Origin of the sequence: Telmatospirillum sp. J64-1 (genome assembly GCF_006980715.1) — a bacterium.
Taxonomy (GTDB): domain Bacteria; phylum Pseudomonadota; class Alphaproteobacteria; order Rhodospirillales; family Magnetospirillaceae; genus Oleiliquidispirillum; species Oleiliquidispirillum nitrogeniifigens.
On record NZ_SBHN01000005.1, the window covers coordinates 158,042 to 172,309 of the forward strand.

11 protein-coding genes are annotated in these 14,268 nt (G+C 65.7%); 5 read left to right on the forward strand and 6 right to left on the reverse strand.

Features of this window, described 5'->3' with window-relative positions:
• Positions 1–39: 39 nt before the first annotated feature.
• Positions 40–2,655 carry an aminopeptidase N gene (gene pepN / locus EPD66_RS06720; protein WP_142847708.1) on the forward strand — a complete coding sequence of 872 codons (2,616 nt, stop codon included), beginning with the start codon at positions 40–42 and terminating at the stop codon, positions 2,653–2,655.
• On the opposite strand, the gene EPD66_RS06725 is transcribed toward pepN, so the two are convergent.
• The gene (locus tag EPD66_RS06725) at positions 2,619–3,857 is read right to left on the reverse strand and encodes a lytic murein transglycosylase (RefSeq protein ID WP_142847709.1); all 1,239 of its coding nucleotides are present in this window, start codon (positions 3,855–3,857) and stop codon (positions 2,619–2,621) included. The two genes, pepN and EPD66_RS06725, sit on opposite strands and share 37 nt — an antisense overlap.
• A 200-nt stretch (positions 3,858–4,057) precedes the next feature.
• Between EPD66_RS06725 and EPD66_RS06730 the strand changes: the two genes are divergently transcribed.
• The 3 genes from EPD66_RS06730 to EPD66_RS06740 all read left to right on the forward strand — a co-directional run bounded on the left by EPD66_RS06730 (position 4,058) and on the right by EPD66_RS06740 (position 7,636).
• Positions 4,058–5,638 (forward strand): MBL fold metallo-hydrolase, encoded by a 1,581-nt coding sequence (locus EPD66_RS06730; RefSeq protein ID WP_142847710.1) that lies wholly within the window; start codon positions 4,058–4,060, stop codon positions 5,636–5,638.
• Between the two features lie 9 nt (positions 5,639–5,647).
• Positions 5,648–7,306, forward strand: coding sequence for a Na/Pi cotransporter family protein (locus EPD66_RS06735; RefSeq protein WP_142847711.1), 1,659 nt, complete (start codon positions 5,648–5,650; stop codon positions 7,304–7,306).
• Positions 7,307–7,384: 78 nt separating this feature from the next.
• Entirely contained in the window at positions 7,385–7,636 is a 252-nt protein-coding gene (locus tag EPD66_RS06740; protein ID WP_142847712.1) for a hypothetical protein, read from the forward strand.
• A 53-nt stretch (positions 7,637–7,689) separates the two neighbouring features.
• Here the strand turns inward: EPD66_RS06740 and EPD66_RS06745 are convergent, their stop codons facing one another.
• The 3 genes from EPD66_RS06745 to lon form a co-directional block, all read right to left on the reverse strand.
• On the reverse strand, positions 7,690–7,911 hold the full coding sequence (locus EPD66_RS06745; RefSeq protein WP_142847713.1) for a hypothetical protein: 222 nt from the start codon (positions 7,909–7,911) through the stop codon (positions 7,690–7,692).
• 1 nt (position 7,912) lies between these two features.
• Positions 7,913–8,437, reverse strand: a complete 525-nt coding sequence (locus tag EPD66_RS06750) for a hypothetical protein (protein ID WP_142847714.1) — start codon at positions 8,435–8,437, stop codon at positions 7,913–7,915.
• Between the two features lie 88 nt (positions 8,438–8,525).
• Positions 8,526–10,961 carry an endopeptidase La gene (gene lon, locus EPD66_RS06755; RefSeq protein ID WP_142847715.1) on the reverse strand — a complete coding sequence of 812 codons (2,436 nt, stop codon included), beginning with the start codon at positions 10,959–10,961 and terminating at the stop codon, positions 8,526–8,528.
• Between the two features lie 563 nt (positions 10,962–11,524).
• Between lon and EPD66_RS06760 the strand changes: the two genes are divergently transcribed.
• Positions 11,525–11,755 (forward strand): hypothetical protein, encoded by a 231-nt coding sequence (locus tag EPD66_RS06760; RefSeq protein WP_142847716.1) that lies wholly within the window; start codon positions 11,525–11,527, stop codon positions 11,753–11,755.
• Here EPD66_RS06760 and EPD66_RS06765 read toward each other — a convergent pair.
• Both EPD66_RS06765 and EPD66_RS06770 read right to left on the reverse strand, forming a co-directional pair.
• A complete protein-coding gene (locus EPD66_RS06765; RefSeq protein WP_185961292.1) occupies positions 11,734–13,173 on the reverse strand; it encodes a hypothetical protein in 1,440 nt (479 codons plus the stop codon). The genes EPD66_RS06760 and EPD66_RS06765 overlap by 22 nt on opposite strands.
• Before the next feature lie 44 nt (positions 13,174–13,217).
• Positions 13,218–14,237, reverse strand: coding sequence for an SDR family oxidoreductase (locus EPD66_RS06770; RefSeq protein ID WP_142847717.1), 1,020 nt, complete (start codon positions 14,235–14,237; stop codon positions 13,218–13,220).
• Between the last annotated feature and the right edge of the window lie 31 nt (positions 14,238–14,268).

Genomic DNA, 14,268 nt, shown 5'->3' on the forward strand with positions numbered 1-14,268 from the left:
GCGCGGCAACATATGGGGCATCTACAAGGGGAATGGCAGATGACCGAACAGCCCAGGGCCATCCGACTCCAGGATTACCGTCGGCCCGATTACGATGTTGAGACCGTTGACCTGACCTTCGACCTGGTGCCCGACGCCACCCGGGTCAAATCGGCCTTGCGCCTGGTGCGCCGCACCGAGGGCGACGCGCCGCTGGTCCTGGACGGCGACGAACTGAAGCTGGTTGCCATCTCCCTGGATGGACGCAAGCTGGCCGAGGACGAATATTCCGTCCAGCATGGCTGCAGGCTGGTGATTCCGCATCCGCCCGCCAGCTTCACCCTGGAGGTGGAGACGGAAATCTCGCCCCGCAGCAATACCAAGCTGTCGGGGCTTTACGTCTCCAACGGCACCTTCTGCACCCAATGCGAGGCCGAAGGCTTCCGCCGCATCACCTTCTTCCCCGACCGCCCCGACGTGATGGCCGTCTATACCGTCACCATCCGCGCCTCGCGCAGCCTGCCGGTACTGCTGTCCAACGGCAATCTGGTCGAACAGGGAGAATTGGAGGACGGCCGGCATTTCGCCGTCTGGCACGACCCCTTCCCCAAGCCGTCCTATCTGTTCGCCCTGGTGGCCGGCGACCTGGCGCTGGTGGAAGACCGCTTCGTCACCGCCTCGGGCCGCGAGGTCGCGCTGCGCATCTGGGTCGAGCACGGCAACGAAGACCGCTGCGGCTATGCCATGGACAGCCTGAAGCGCGCCATGCGCTGGGACGAGGAACGCTTCGGCCTGGAATACGACCTGGACGTCTTCAACATCGTCGCCGTGTCCGACTTCAACATGGGCGCGATGGAAAACAAGAGCCTGAACGTCTTCAACGACAAGTACATCCTGGCCGACCCGCAGACCGCCACCGACCAGGATTACGAACTGATCGAAGGCATCGTCGCCCACGAATACTTCCACAACTGGACCGGCAACCGCGTCACCTGCCGCGACTGGTTCCAGCTTTCGCTGAAGGAAGGCCTGACTGTCTTCCGCGACGAGGAATTCTCGTCCGACCAGCGCTCGCGCCCTGTCAAGCGCATCCAGACCGTCCGCAACCTGCGCGCCCGCCAGTTCGTCGAGGATGCGGGGCCGCTGAAGCACCCGGTGCGGCCGGATTCCTATATCGAGATCAACAACTTCTATACCGCCACCGTCTACGAGAAGGGCGGCCAGGTGATCGGCATGCTGCAGACCATCCTGGGACGCGAGGGCTTCCGCAAGGGCATGGACCTGTATTTCCAGCGCCATGACGGACAGGCCGTGACCTGCGAGGATTTCGTCGCCGCCATGGCCGATGCCAATGGCGTGGACCTGTCGCAATTCTTCCGCTGGTACACCGAGGCGGGCACGCCGGAAGTGATCGTCAAACGCCATTGGGACGAGGCGGCGAAGGCCCTGGAACTGACGCTGGAGCAGCGCTTCCCGGCGGAACTGGACATTCCCCTCTCCATCGGCCTGCTGGATTCCCAAGGCCGCGACATGGCCACCAGGCTGGAGGGCGAAAGCGAGGCGCAGGCCGGAACGCGTGTCCTGCGCCTGAACGCCAGGAACCGCAACTTCCGCTTCGTCGATCTGCCCGAGGCGCCCATTCCCTCGCTCAACCGCCATTTCTCGGCGCCGGTGACCCTGCGCGTCGAGCGGTCGGACGAGGAATTGCGTTTCCTGATGGGCAATGACACCGATCCCTTCGCCCGCTGGGAGGCCGGACAGCAATATGCCGTCAAGCTGCTGCTGGGTACGGTCGCATCCTTGCGCAATGGCGAATTCGCCCCGCCGGACCCGGCTTTCGCCGATGCCCTGCTGCAAAGCCTGGACGATGCCGGATTGGACAAGGCCTTCGTCGCCCAGATGATGCATCTGCCGAGCGAGGATTTCCTGGCCGAGCAGATGGAGGTGATCGACATCGACGCCATCCATCAGGCGCGCGAGGCCCTGCGGCGTTCCATCGCCCAGCGCCTGAAGGGACGCCTGCTGGAGGTCTATCACGCCAACCAGTCGAACGAGCCTTATTCCCCCGATGCCGCCTCGGCCGGGCGGCGCGCGCTGAAGAATGCCGCCCTGTCCTATCTCGCCCTGCTCAGCGATCCGGCCATGCTCGATCTGGTGGTGTCGCAATATAACGGCGCCGACAACATGACCGACCGCATGGCGGCACTCTGGGCGCTCAACGATTCGGCGACCACCGCCCGCGACCAGGCGCTGGACGACTTCTATGTCCGCTTCAGCGACAATCCGCTGGTCATTGATAAATGGCTGGGGCTTCAGGCCATGGCGCCCTTGCCCGATACGCTGGACACGGTGCGCGGGCTGATGAACCATCCCGCCTTCTCGATACGCAACCCCAACAAGGTGCGCGCCCTGATCGGCTCCTTCGCCAACGGCAATCCGGTCTGCTTCCACGCCCCGGACGGCTCGGGCTATGCCTTCCTGGCCGACCGCATCATCGACCTGGACGGGCTGAATCCCCAGGTCGCGGCGAGGCTGGTGGCGCCGCTGGGCCGCTGGCGCCGCTTCGACCAGGCCCGGCAGCACCTGATGCGCGAGCAATTGCGGCGCATCCTGGCCAAGCCGGGCCTGTCGCGGGACGTCTACGAATTGGCGTCCAAGTCCTTGGGCGAGGACTGACGCAGGCGTTCAAGCACCGAGCGGTCGGGATAACCGTCCGCCGGAAGCCCGATGCTGGCCTGCCAGGCGCGGATGGCCCCCTGGGTCATCAGCCCCGGCATGCCGTCCGCCGGTCCCGCCTCGAAGCCCAATTCGTTGAGGCGGGACTGGATTTCCACCACGTCCTCGACCCGCAGGGGTTCCGATCCCGGCGGCGGTACCGCCACCAGCGGACCGCCACCGGCCAGACGATCGGCCAGAACGCCCACCGCCACGGCATAATTGACCGAGCGGTTCCACTTCAGGATCACGTCGAAATTAGGATAGAGGGCGAAGGCCGGGCCGTGGACGCCCTGGGGCAGGATGATCGCCGCCCAGGGCTCGTCGGCCAGGGCCCCGCCCGCGGCGGGACGAATGCCCAATGCCTCCCATTCCGCCGGGGAACGGCGGTTGTTCAGCGACGCCTGGGACAGGTCGAAGTCCGGCGGCAGGATGACTTCCTGTCCCCAGGGCTGTCCGGCCCGCCAGCCGATATTGCGCAGGTAATTGCCCGAGGACATGAAGACGTCGGGCAGGCTGCCCCACAGGTCGCGGCGCCCGTCGCCGTCGCCGTCCACCGCCCATTGACGGAAGGTCGAGGGCATGAACTGGGTCTGCCCCATCGCCCCGGCCCAGGACCCGGCCATGCGTTCCGCCGGGATCGCCCCTTCGGCCAGGATATGCAGGGCATGGACGGTTTCACGGGCGAAGAATTCGGGGCGGCGGTCGTCGCAGGCCAGCGTCACCAGCGAACGGACCACCTGCTTGTCGCCGGTATGCTCGCCGAAGGCGCTTTCATGCGCCCAGAAGGACACCAGGATTTCCGGCTGCACGCCATGCTCCGCGGCGACGCGGTCGAGCAGCGGACGATGCTGGGCCAGGAGCTGGCGGCCCTTCTCGATGCGTTGGGGCGTGACGCGGCGGTCGAGATATTGCCAGAAGGTCTGGACGAATTCCGGCTGGCGGCGGTCCATCTGCAACACCGCCTCGTCGGGCAGCAGGCCGGTGAAGGCACGGCTGACCACGGCTTGCGGCACGCCGTCATTGACCGCGCGCTCGGCGAGGCGGGCCTTGCAGGACGCAAAGGACTCCTGCCCGTCCTGCGCGGTGGCCAGGGGCGAGGAGGCGCAAGCGGCCAGGACGACGGCCAGACCGCAGGCGATACCGCAAATCGAACGACTCATTTTCCGCAACCACTCCCCGCGCGCGTTCCAAAGAAATCAGCGGCAGGATGATAATGCGGATTCCTTAACACTCCACCTCTCATCCGTTTTTCCTGGAAATGTTACAGCCCCTGCGTGCCTGCTCCCCTTGCACCCCTACCACTTTTGTGTGTTTTATAGGAAAACATATCCCTTTTGGGCAGGAGCGGAGAGAGGCAAGCATGACGATCAGCCTGGAATTCCATGGTGCGGCGCAGACCGTCACCGGCTCCTGCACCCTGATCCGCCATCCCAAGGGCAACGTGCTGGTGGATTGCGGCCTGTTCCAAGGCTCGAAGACCCTGCGCGAGCTGAATTACGGCACTTTCCCCTTCGATCCCGGCGAGATCGACGCGGTGCTGGTGACCCATGCCCATATCGACCATTCCGGCCTGATCCCCAAGCTCTGCCGCAAGGGATTCAAGGGGCGCGTTCTGACCTCGGAAAGCTCGCGCGATCTGCTGACCTACATGCTGCCCGACAGCGGCTATATCCAGGAAATGGAGGTCGAGCGGCTGAACCGGCGCAATGCCCAGCGCGGACGGGCCGCCGTCAGCCCCATCTACACCAAGGCCGATGCCGAGGAGGCTTTGGGCCGCATCGACGGCGTGGCGCAGAATGAATGGATCGCCGTGCAGCCCGGCCTGCGCGCCCGCTTCTGGAATGCCGGCCATATCCTCGGCGCCTCTTCCATCGAGATCGAGGTCGAGACGGGCGACCGTCAGCATCCCGTGCATCGGCTGTTCTTCTCGGGCGATATCGGCCGCGACGGCAGCGCCTTCCATGCTCCGCCGGAAGGCCCGGCGGGCGTGGACTTCCTGGTCATGGAAAGCACCTATGGCGACCGCGAGCGGCCGCCGGTGGACGTGGAAAAGCGCCGGGCCATCCTGCGCGAGGAGGTGCTGGCCGCCCTGAAGGCGCGCGGCAACCTGATCATTCCGGTCTTCGCCGTCGAGCGCACCCAGGAATTGCTGGCCGATCTCGGCGCGCTGTTCGATGCCGGGGAGATCCCCGTCACCCAGGTCTTCCTGGACTCGCCGCTCGCCATCCGCGCCACCGAAGTCTTCACCAAGCATGCCCGGGAACTGGGCGCCGGGGACCAGCCCGAGCCCTTCCGCCGCCCCAACGTTCATTTCATCGAGGATGTCGAGCACAGCAAGCGCCTGAACCATGTCAGCGGCTCCATCATCCTCTCGGCCAGCGGCATGTGCGATGCCGGACGCATCCGCTTCCATCTGCAGAACAATCTGTGGCGGCCCGAAGCCACGGTGCTGCTGGTCGGCTATCAGGCGCCGGGCACGCTGGGCGCCTTGCTGGAAAGCGGCGTCAAGCAGGTGCGCATGATGGGCCAGGAAATCACCGTCGCCGCCCGCATCCGCAAGATCGAAGCCTATTCCGGCCATGCCGACCGGGGCGAATTGCTGGCCTGGCTGAAGGCCCGCCTGCCGGTGCGCCGGGCCCTCTTCCTGTGCCATGGCGAACCGCATTCGATGGAAAGCCTGCGCCAGGGCATTATCGAGATGGGGCTCGACCCGGAACTGATCGTGACGCCGGAATTGGGCGAGCGCATCGACCTGACCCTGCAAGGCCGCCTGCGCCATCACCGCCAGGCGGTCCGCGGCAAGGCGGTGGTGCAGCCGCTGGACTGGCACAACGATTACGCCGCCTTCCTGCTGGACCTGCAGCAGCGGCTGCAGGACACCGCCGACGACCGCCAGCGCGACCTGTTGCTCCGCCGCTTGAAACGCGCCCTCGTGGAATAGGCCACATCCATGTCCATGGCGGCGATGGCGACGGCAATCCTGGGCGGTGTCGGTCTGTTCCTGCTGGGCATGTGGCTGATGACCGAAGGGCTGAAGCTGGCCGCCGGGGACAAGCTGCGCGACGTCCTCGCCAGTTGGACGCGCAGCCCTGCCCGCGGCCTCGTCGCCGGGGCCGTCCTCACCGCCGCCGTGCAATCCTCAAGCGCCGTCACGGTCGCCGCCATCGGCTTCGTCAATGCCGGGCTGCTCAGCCTGTCGCAATCCATCTGGGTGGTCTTCGGCAGCAATGTCGGCACCACCTTCACGGGCTGGCTGGTGGCGCTGATCGGCTTCAAGATCAAGATCGACGCCTTCGCCCTGCCCGCCATCGGCATCGGCATGATCCTGCGCCTGACCGGGGCGGGCACGCGGCGCGGCGCCCTGGGGCAGGCCGTCGCCGGCTTCGGCATCCTGTTCCTGGGCATCGACGTCCTGGGCAGCGGCTTCCAGTCGCTGGGGACCGATCTCGACCTCGGCGCCTTTGCCGGCCATGGCTGGCTGTCGGACGTGCTATTCGTCGTCATCGGCTTCACCCTGACGCTGCTGATGCAGGCATCCGCCGCCGCCATCGCCATCACCCTGACCGCCACCGCCGGGGGACTGATCCCCCTTGAACAGGCCGCCGCCGTGGTCATCGGCGCCAATCTGGGCACCACCTCGACCGCCGTCCTGTCCGTCATCGGCGCCACGCCCAATGCCAAGCGCGTGGCCGCCAGCCATGTCGTCTTCAACCTGCTGACCGGCAGCGTGGCCCTGCTGATCCTGCCCTGGGTGCTGGGGGCCGTGGAATGGGTGCGGGACGTCATGGAGCTGGAACAGAACCCGGCGACGACCCTGGCGCTGTTCCATACCCTGTTCAACTGCCTGGGCGTCCTGCTGATCTGGCCCTTGGCGGGCAGGATGGTCGCCTTCCTGTCCACCTGCTTCGTCTCCTCCGAGGAGAACGAGGTCAAGCCGCGCCACCTGGACAAGACCCTGCTGCCCGTTCCGGTCCTGGCCCTGAACGGCCTGCTGCTGGAACTGCGCCGGGTGGCGGACATGGCCGCGTCGAGCGTCCGCGACGCCCTGGAAAGGCGCGCCCCGCCTGCCCGCATCCGCGCCCGCCGCATGGCGGTGGACATCCTGACCGACAATATCGGCGAGTTCACCAACGCCCTGTCGCGCACCGCCCTGCCCGCCCCCGTCGCGGGCGCGCTGGAGCATGTGCTGCGAGCGACCCAGCATGTCGAGGAAATCGCCGATATCGCCACCGAGATCGTGGCCGAGGACGAGGATTTCCTGGGCGAGAAGGACTTCCCGCCACTGGCCCCGGCCCTGCGCGACTACCGCGCCCGCATCCTCGCCTGCCTGGACGGCGCCCTGGGCAAGGGGACGGAACCCTCCGTCCTCGACCCCGATGCCAGCCGCCGTCAGGAACAGGAAATCGAGGACGCCTACCAATCCCTGAAGGCCCTGCTGCTGCATCGCGGCGCCGTCGGCGAGATCTCGGTCACGCGCATGGACCGCCTGCTGCACCGGATCGACCGCCTGCGCCGCTGTTCGATCCGCGCCGTGAAGGCCGCCCGCCGCATGGAAGCAGTGCGCCAGGCCGCCGAGCCTGCCGCCCCGAAGGAGCCGGTTCCCGCATGACCCGCTCTTCGGAATTTATTTACCCCCTTGTGGGTAGACTGACTGCCTTGAACCTCCCTCTTGCCGATGGAGATCGCGATGCCTAACCTGCTCGCCCAATTCGGAGATGCGGTCGACGTTCCCGTGATCGGTTACACCGTCTGCTATCGCACGCCCGGCGGTGGCACCAGCAACGGCGCCCCGATGTCGCTGGACATGGCCAGCACGGCGGTCGCCAATTTCAAGGAAGCCTACGGCCCCCGGGCCCGCTACTGGATCGCGCCCTATTACGAGTGGCGCAGCCTGCTGCGCGACCTGCCCCAAGCGGAACAAGGCGGCGAAGCGGCCTGATCCCGGGCCTTCGGAAACCGCCTTTCGGGGGCAACGCCCGGAAGGCGGCATGATCAGTCTTGCGTGATCTCCTCACGCATCTGCGGACTGATGACCACCCCCATCTCTTCGTCGATCAGGGACAGACGCGGGGACACCGCCAGTCCCATTTCTTCGCGCACCGTCCGTTCCTGATCCGACAATTCGCGGCAGGCCAACAAGAGCCTGCGGCGCGCGATCGCCGAAAGCTCGCGGTGATGACGCCCGCGCGTCAGTATCCGGTCGAGCCAGCGCATGTCATCCTCCGGCCAAGTGGATCGGCAGCAGCAGGAAGGCCAGGGCAAGCGAAAACAGGGCCGCCAGCACGAAGCGCAAGGCGCGCGTGCGGCTTCGCGCGCTCAGGGTATTGCCGCCGAGATGCTGTTCATAGGCGATGGAATAGCTGGCGATCATCAGGTCGGCCATCTGCTCGGAAAGCCGCTCGTCCCCGGTTCTCTCCCGGAGCAGCGCCTCGGCCCTCAGCAATTCATCGAGCGGCGGCGTCTCGTGATGCAGGAACAGCCACTCGACCATGACCGCCTGATAGACGGCCCCCAGCAGGGAAAGAGTGGCAGCGACGGCAAGGAAGATGATCCCCAGCGCCACCGGCTCGTTCCAGCGGGCGAAGTCGAAATCGCGGGCGAGATTGCCCAGGGCGAAAACGGCGAAGGAAATGGCGGCGACCGGCGTGGAAATACTGCTGCGGATGGATTCCCGGCGCGATCTTTCCTCGAAATAAAGCTGCCGGAAATGGTCGTATCGCATGTCCTGGGGGGACTTCATGGCCTCCTTCCATCCTGCGGCGGAGTGTCATCGCAGAAGAGCGGCTCCCCTGATGGGAAACCGCCCTCTCTCCGGAATCGGCCGACAGCTAATTGTGCAGCCGGTCCACCGGCGCGTCGAAAGCCTGCGTCAGTAATTCGTCCACCGATTCCACCCAGACGAAATCGAGCCGGTCGCGGGCATCCTCGGGGATGTCCTCCCAATCCTTCTCGTTGCGCTTGGGCATCAGGACGCGGGTGATCCCGGCGGTGGCGGCGGCCACCGATTTTTCCTTGATGCCGCCCACCGGCAGGACGAGGCCGCGCAGGCTGATCTCGCCGGTCATCGCCGTGTCGCTGCGCAGGCAGCGCCCTGTGAAGGCCGAGACCAGGGCGGTGAACATGGCGACACCGGCCGAGGGGCCGTCCTTGGGGATCGCGCCCGCCGGGCAGTGGATATGGATGTCGCTCTTGTCGAACGCCTCGCTCTCCAGCCCCAGGCTTTTCGCCCGCGACTTGACCAGGCTGAGGGCCGCCTGCGCGCTTTCGCGCATCACGTCGCCCAATTGGCCGGTCAGGATCAGCTTGCCGGAACCGGGCATGCGGGTGGCCTCGATGAACAGGATATCGCCGCCGACCGGCGTCCAGGCCAGCCCCGTCACCACGCCGGGCACCGAGGTCCGCATGGCCATCTCGTTCTCGAATTTGCGCGGTCCGACGATATCGTGCAGGTCTTCCTCGCGGATCACCGCCTTATCGGTGCGGCCCTCGGCCACCTGCATGGCGATGCGGCGCAGCACCGCCCCGATATTGCGCTCCAGCCCGCGCACCCCGGCCTCACGGGTGTAATAACGGATCAGGGCGCGCAGGGCCTCGTCCGTCACCTCCACCTGCTCGGGCGTCAGGCCGTTATTCTTCATCTGCCGGGCCAGCAGGTAGCGCTTGGCGATTTCCAGCTTTTCCTTCTCGGTATAACTGACCAGAGAGATGATCTCGACGCGGTCGCGCAAGGGACCGGGAATGCCTTCCAGCACATTGGCCGTACAGATGAACATCACCTTGCTGAGGTCGAAGGGCACGCCCAGGTAGTTGTCGCGGAAGGTGTGGTTCTGCTCGGGGTCCAGCACTTCCAGGAAAGCGGCGGACGGATCGCCGTGGAAGCCGCCCGCCCCCAATTTGTCGATCTCGTCGAGCATCAGCACGCAATTGCGCGTGCCCGCCTTGCGCAGCGCCTGGATGATGTTGCCCGGCATGGCACCAACATAGGTGCGCCGGTGGCCACGGATCTCCGCCTCGTCATGCACGCCGCCCAGGGCCACGCGCACGAATTCCCGCCCCGTCGCCCGCGCGATGCTCTGCCCCAGCGAGGTCTTGCCCACGCCGGGCGGGCCGACGAAGCACAGGATGGGGCTCTTGCCCTCGGGATTGAGCTTGCGCACGGCCAGGAATTCGAGGATGCGGCGCTTGATCTTGTCCAGGCCGTAATGCTCTTCCTCGAGGATGCGCCGGGCTTCCGGGATGTCGATCTGGCTGTCGCTCAGCTTGGACCAGGGCAGCGAGATCATCCAGTCCAGATAGGTGCGGATCATGGAATGCTCGGCCGAAGTCTCGGGCATCTGTTCGAGGCGGCGCAATTCCTTGCGCGCCTGGACCTCGACCTCCTCGGGCATGCCAGCCTTGGCGATGGCCTGGGACAGTTCGTCGATCTCGGCGGCGCGGCCGTCCTCTTCCCCCAGCTTGCGCTGGATCGCCTGCAATTGCTCGCGCAGGATGAATTCGCGCTGGCGCTGTTCCATGGCCTTGCGCGCATCCTGGCCGATCTCGCGCGAGATGCGCAGCACCTCGATGCGATGGCCGAGCAGGCTGGACACCTTGTCCAGGCGCTGGCGAATGTCGAAACATTCCAGCACTTCCTGCTTTTCCGTCGCCTTGAGGTCCAGATAGCTGGCGGCCATGTCGGCCAGCAGCGAGGCGGATTCGATGTTCTGCACCGCCGTCACCAGTTCCTGGGGCACGTCGGGCAGCAGCTCCAGGGCTTCCAGGGCCTGCTCCTTGAGATGGCGCAGCCGCGCCTCGATCTCGGGCTGATTGCTCTCGGGCTCGTCGATGCGCTGGATGCGGGCAGCCATGAAGGGATAACCCTCCAGCCACTCGATGACGCGGAACCGCGCCTCGCCCTGGCAGACGACATGCCAGATGCCGTCCTCGCCCGCGGCCGTGCGCAGGACCTCGGCGATGGTGCCGACCTGGAACAGGTCGTCCCTGCCGGTGGGATCGTCAGTCTCGGGCTGGCGCTGGCAGACCGCGCCGATGCAGCGCTCGCCCCCGGCCGCCGCTTCCGCCGCCGCGACCGAACGCCGGCGGCCGACGGTGATGGGGGCGACGATGCCGGGGAACAGCACGATATCGCGCAGCGGCACGATCACCATGGCATCGGCGGGCAAACGTCTTGCCGCCTCCGCCGCTTCGTTACGAGGCCGTCCTCCCCGTTGCCGACTTTGGTTCTCGGCGCCCCAGGCGCGCCGCTTTTCTTCGGGTGCCGTCATTGCTGCTCCACTTGGCTTAGGCTTGCCTCACCAGACGAACGCATGCCTCAATCCCTTTGTTCCGCCCCGACTCTCCACGGAAACGAGCCCCGAGGGATGGTCCAGGGTCCCGAAGCACTGTCCTTCAGGGCGTTCCGTCCGCACCCGGCCATGAAGCCAAGGGAGGCGTCCTCAATCAGCAGTCTCGATCCTCTACCCGGAATAGAAGTTCCGCCTCCACTCCCTTTCCTGACGTAGAAAGAAAAAGGGATTCACCAATTCTCACGGCACCGATTTTTAGAAGAGCTGCAAAAAAGGAAAGTCACGGGGCAATACCTGCCACCCGACATTCTTTGCACCCTTACAAAACCGGGAACACGCTCACGCCAGGGAAGTCGAGGCAGAAGGGCCGGAACAGTGTCGGGGGACACAGCGGCAATGCCCAAAATTGTCCCCGTGTTATTTACGGAATAGAAGGATATACCACTTTTTATATTTCCAATGCCTCGAATTCGCCCCCATTTGGACACAAGACGGAATTGGCAACCCTTGGTATCATCTCCTTGAAATGGAAGGAGGACTTTATGCTAGACGCCATTGAGTTGAAGAGCTTCGTCTTCTCGGCCGACCGCTTGAAGTCTGCGGCCGAGGAAATGCTGGCCACCGCCCTGGACCATGGCGACGTGGAGGCCGCCCAGGTGGCGGAATTCTGCCGCGTCATGGCGGAAAACCTCGCCGCGCGCTCGATGCTGCCGGCGCCGCGGACACCGCGGGCGCGGGCCGTCATCCCCTATCAACCCGCCGCCAGCCGGTAGGACCGCTGCCGGGCACCGCCATAGGTCTCGACCAGGCCGTGCCATTGCGTCTTGTAGCGTCCTTCCGACTGCGCGACGAAGTCCGCCAGTTGCTCCAGGGTCAGCGGCCCCGGCATGGGATAACGCGGCGGCAAATCCTTCATCGCCAGGTGATAGCGCGAGAAACTGGCGAAATCGGCGGGATATTCCCTGGTGTCCACGCCCAGGAAACTGCCCTCGCGGCGGGCGCGGTCCAAGGTTTCGCGCCAGCGCTCGATCGGCACCTGCCCCACCGCCTCGATGCCGTTCGAGAACAGCATCATGTGGATGTGGTCGAAGTTCCGTTCATCCAGGAATCCATCCAGCGCCCGGACCGATGTCTCGGTGTTGAAGACGCACCAATAGGGAACCGCCCCGGTGCGCAGAACCCACCAGGGCTCGTGCAGCACGAAGGATTCCACCACCAGCCGACTTGACTGAATGTTGCGCTGGCGATACCACCAGGCATAGAGGTCGGCGACGAAAGGACTGAAATCCTCGGCCTCGGGATAGCTGACCCGCAGGATGCGATAGCCGTGGCGCCTGGCGAAACGTTCCACATCCTCGCGCAGGGATTCCTCGAAGCCCCATTCCGCCTCAGGGGCCTCGCCGGTCGGTTCGGGTGAGGTCCAGGTCTCGTAGGGCGAGTTGTAGCGCGCCAGGAAGTCCTCCACCCGCTCGCCGCCCCGGAGAAACTCCTCGGGCGAGGCGCCGCCCACGGCCCCCGGCTGGAAGTAATGCCGCTCCCCGAGCTGGATCACCGGCCAGCGCTGGCCGCATTCCACCAGCACGATCGTCCCGCCCGGCGGCAGGACGGAACGCAGATAATCCTCGTAGGCCGCGCCCAGTTTCCGCCGCTTGACCCGGAAATAGGTCATCATGCTCAGCATCAGCCGGTCCTGGTTGGGATCGTGCATGTGATGGAGCTGCAGATCGGGATTGTTTTCGAGCAGGCGCCGTCCGGCCTCGATACCCAGGTCCAGCCCGCGCTGGAAATCATCGGGATGGCCACCGATCTGGCTGACCGGCACGAAGAGCGTCTGCGGCAGCCAGGGGGCTCGCAGGGCGGCGCAAAGATGGGTCAGAGCCCCATTGGACGAGCCGATGAAGACGGCGGGAACCGGCTTGCGCGGATACATCGAGACCGCCCAGCGTGCCAAATCCTCGCTTTGCAGCTTGTCGATATTCCGCTGCAACAGGGACTCCCCCCAGCCGCCGACGGTGTAAAAGATCTGGCGCGGGGTGAGCGGCATCATGTTGACCAGCGGCGTAAAGGCCTTCAATCCCGGCCACAGCCCCAGGGCCGGAAAGTCCTTCCCCTGCAGGAAATGCGCAGTGGACCGCAAGAAGGCCGCGGCGGAATCGAAATTGGCGACATGGTTCGGCGGTGGCTTCCTCATCAAGGCTGCTCCTGCCATGGTCACGACAAAGGTTGAATTTCTCGCTAACGCTGCCTGTGCGCCGATTGCGACACATGCCGGTTCTGCCGGGTCAGGGCATACAGGCCGAGCGGCACTCCGACCGCCAGCAGCAGGGCGGCGACGGTCTTGGCCCCGGAACCGCCGCCCGCCTTGCTCTGCTGCGCGATCCAGCCGCCCGATACGCCGTTCCAGCGCTGCATGGGTTCGGAAAGGTTGCCAGCGGTGCGGGACGAGGGCTGGTCGGCCAGGTGATCCTGCTCGACCATCTTGCCCATCATCTTCTCGGTCATGCCCGGCGCCATGCCGTGCTGCAAGGCCAGCATCCGCCCCACGGAGCCGACGAAGACCTCGCGCTTGGGCTTGCGCGCCACCGAGACGATGGCATCGGCGACCATCTGGGCCGGATAGACCGGGTTCATGGCCTTGACGGCCCGGCCGGTATAATTGGCGGCATGCTGGAACAGCGGCGTGTCGATGGTGGCGGGCAGCACGGTGCAGACCCGGATGCCCGGCGCATCCATCAATTCCTGGCGCAGGCTTTCCGAAAGGCCGCGGATCGCGAACTTGCTGGCGGAATAGGCGCTGGTATAGGGCTGAGCGACATAGCCGACCACCGAGGATACGTTGATCAGCGTGCCCCGGCCCTGCTCGCGGAAAGTGGGGATGACGGCACGGGCGCCGTAGTAATAGCCGAAGAGATTGGTGCGGACGACCTGTTCCCAGGCCTCGCTGGGCGCTTCCTCGACGCGGCCGAACAGGGAAACGGCGGCGTTGTTGACCCAGACGTCGATCCGCCCGCACGCCTCGACGGTGCGGCGGGCCAGATTGTGCATCTGGCGTTCGTCGCAGACATCGGTGGGCACCACCATGGCCCGGCCGCCGGCTGAACGACATTCCGCCGCGACTTCCTCCAGCCCATCCCGGCGGCGAGCCGCCAGGATGACGGTAGTGCCCTGTTCGGCGAAGGTCCTGGCAGTGGCGCGGCCGATCCCGCTGGAGGCGCCGGTCACCACCGCCACCTTGTCGTCCGGACGATTACCCATCACAGCCCCTCCGGCCCGTTTCAATCGCTTT

Bases quoted from the DNA above. Each gene is read 5' to 3' on its own strand.
- lon (WP_142847715.1), bottom strand. From the start codon at position 10,961: ATGACGGCACCCGAAGAAAAGCGGCGCGCCTGGGGCGCCGAGAACCAA.
- EPD66_RS06735 (WP_142847711.1), top strand. From the start codon at position 5,648: ATGTCCATGGCGGCGATGGCGACGGCAATCCTGGGCGGTGTCGGTCTG.
- EPD66_RS06760 (WP_142847716.1), top strand. From the start codon at position 11,525: ATGCTAGACGCCATTGAGTTGAAGAGCTTCGTCTTCTCGGCCGACCGC.
- EPD66_RS06740 (WP_142847712.1), top strand. From the start codon at position 7,385: ATGCCTAACCTGCTCGCCCAATTCGGAGATGCGGTCGACGTTCCCGTG.
- EPD66_RS06745 (WP_142847713.1), bottom strand. From the start codon at position 7,911: ATGCGCTGGCTCGACCGGATACTGACGCGCGGGCGTCATCACCGCGAG.
- EPD66_RS06725 (WP_142847709.1), bottom strand. From the start codon at position 3,857: ATGAGTCGTTCGATTTGCGGTATCGCCTGCGGTCTGGCCGTCGTCCTG.
- EPD66_RS06730 (WP_142847710.1), top strand. From the start codon at position 4,058: ATGACGATCAGCCTGGAATTCCATGGTGCGGCGCAGACCGTCACCGGC.
- EPD66_RS06770 (WP_142847717.1), bottom strand. From the start codon at position 14,237: ATGGGTAATCGTCCGGACGACAAGGTGGCGGTGGTGACCGGCGCCTCC.
- pepN (WP_142847708.1), top strand. From the start codon at position 40: ATGACCGAACAGCCCAGGGCCATCCGACTCCAGGATTACCGTCGGCCC.
- EPD66_RS06750 (WP_142847714.1), bottom strand. From the start codon at position 8,437: ATGAAGTCCCCCCAGGACATGCGATACGACCATTTCCGGCAGCTTTAT.
- EPD66_RS06765 (WP_185961292.1), bottom strand. From the start codon at position 13,173: ATGAGGAAGCCACCGCCGAACCATGTCGCCAATTTCGATTCCGCCGCG.